Origin of the sequence: Marinoscillum furvescens DSM 4134 (genome assembly GCF_003386095.1) — a bacterium.
GTDB lineage: Bacteria > Bacteroidota > Bacteroidia > Cytophagales > Cyclobacteriaceae > Marinoscillum > Marinoscillum furvescens.
Genome location: NZ_QREG01000051.1, coordinates 1 through 2,255 on the forward strand (window position 1 = coordinate 1; position 2,255 = coordinate 2,255).

Genomic DNA, 2,255 nt, shown 5'->3' on the forward strand with positions numbered 1-2,255 from the left:
TGCAAACATCTCTTCCTTATTTCTTTGCATTGCTTTTTATGCAAAACTCAACACCTTATACCACCTAGGCAATACGCTCAACACCGAAGGGATACCTTTCTAAGAGGCTCATAAGCTTGTCTTGCCTCTTCAATTAATTCTTTACTTCCTATCATAGTTATCAATTTAAACCCGTAGAGGGCGACAAAACATACACACACCCATTAGACGTAATGATATGGAGGAAGAATTCAACATAAATGAAGTAATTGGATCATTCTTGTCACATAAAATAAATGATATCGGCTCAATTGCTAGTAAATCATTTAAAAAGATTAGCAATGAGATATCGATTAAGCTTCAGAACAAATACTCAGTTTATTTAAGGAATATTGCTAACCGATACGGTAAAACTCGGACTTTTTTTATTCGAGACGATCCAAAACCTTTGTATCAATTCTATGAACCAATTGGTATCGAGTGTGAAACGAAAAGAATTGAAAATGCCTCAATAACTGAAATCGTAGATGTTAATACTAGAATTCTGATTCAAGGCTCTGGTGGGGCAGGTAAGTCTGTTTTACTCAAACACTTGCTGCTAAATTCGTTAAAAACCAATTATAAGGTTCCTGTCTTCTTGGAGCTTCGTGATAGTAACCATAAGGAGCAAGTTCTTACAGATCTAATTTCAAAATCCTTCAAAGAATTCAAATTGGACTTAGAGGATGACTATTTAATAAGAGCTTTGGAAGAAGGACATTTCATTATTTTTCTAGATGGTCTTGACGAGGTAAAAAATTCACTACGAAGTGACCTAATCAAGGATATTGAAGAGTTTTCAAAGACCTATTCCAACTGCACCTATGTTATATCAACCCGCCCAGATGATAAAATCACAGAGTTTGAACTTTTCACCTTTTTCCAAACATTACCGCTAACACTTAATCAGTCAATTTCATTAATTGAGAAGTTACCTGCGGAAGAGGAGATCAAAGAAAAATTTATAGAAGATTTAAAGACAGGTCTATTTGAAAAGCATAATTCGTTCTTGTCGAATCCATTGCTGTTGTCAATAATGTTATTGACTTATGGCTACAGCGCCGATATCCCTAATAAATTAAGCATATTCTACAATCAAGCATATGAAGCTCTTTTTCAAAGACATGATGCTCTTAAAGGTGCTTACAAAAGAGATAGAGAATCAAGTCTTGACATTATTGCCTTTGAAAGGGTACTTTCTTCATTTTGTATTCTAACCTATGATGATCGGAAATTTCAATTTTCAAGGATTGAAGCAATGAAATATATCTCTAATGGGTCAAAGCTTGTTGGGGTCAGCGTTCAAGAAGATCAATTTTTGAATGATCTTATGCAAGCCGTATGCTTTCTAATCCAAGATGGACTCTTTCTAACTTTTACACATAGATCTTTTCAGGAGTATTTCACGGCCAAATTCATAGCAAATTCGAATAATCCAACAGTTAAGAAAAAACTTCTGAAAAAATTCTTTCCCGATATGTGGAGAGATAATATTTACAGTCTTGTGTATGAATTAGATCCTGTATTTTTTGAAACAGAAATTATCATTCCTTTTCTGGATGATCTTTTTGGTAAGGTTGGATTGAAGACCAAGGTTGGTAAAATGAATTATTTGAAATTTTGTCGAATTCTATTCCAGCAACTTTCACTTGAAGATCGAACTCATTCTTCCAATGCACAAAATGAAGACAAAAAATTATCCTTAGTTACTCTGATAAATGACTCTCAGATTTTTCACATGATCCAGATCATCTTAGATGAAGTTTCAAATATGAACTCAATAAAGAAGTTTGAGTACGGATCAAGTAGGTCAATTGAGAAGGAGATTATTAGCGACTTTGAAAAGGGTTTACTTAGCATGCCCATAGACTTTAAGAAGCTGAAGACAACTGACTTGGTATTTGAAAAAATTTATGATTGCAATTCGTTTCATTCTTCAAAAACCCTTAAATACTTATGGGAAGTAAAAGAAATGCTGATCAATAAACATCAGGTAATTAACGATGATCTAGAAAAATTACTGCAAAACAATACGTCTAACAAACACTAAAATGAATATGCGAACTGAGTCACCTGAAAGAACCATGCGAAAAGTATACTGTGGTACATCTAACGACTGGGCGCATACTCATTTTAGTTGGACGTTAGTGTGCCACGAAGTGGTACAAATCCAATGGGTGTAAATCCCAACAGGGCAATTGTCTGTTCACCCTGAAGAAGACTGGACAGTATGCAGC

Annotated in this window: 1 protein-coding gene; it reads left to right on the forward strand. The window is 34.5% G+C overall.

Going from position 1 to position 2,255, the window contains the following annotated elements; all coding sequences use genetic code 11:
* The first annotated feature begins 217 nt into the window (after window positions 1-217).
* Window positions 218-2,068, forward strand: coding sequence for an NACHT domain-containing protein (locus C7460_RS23370; RefSeq protein WP_115870557.1), 1,851 nt, complete (start codon window positions 218-220; stop codon window positions 2,066-2,068).
* Window positions 2,069-2,255 lie beyond the last annotated feature (187 nt).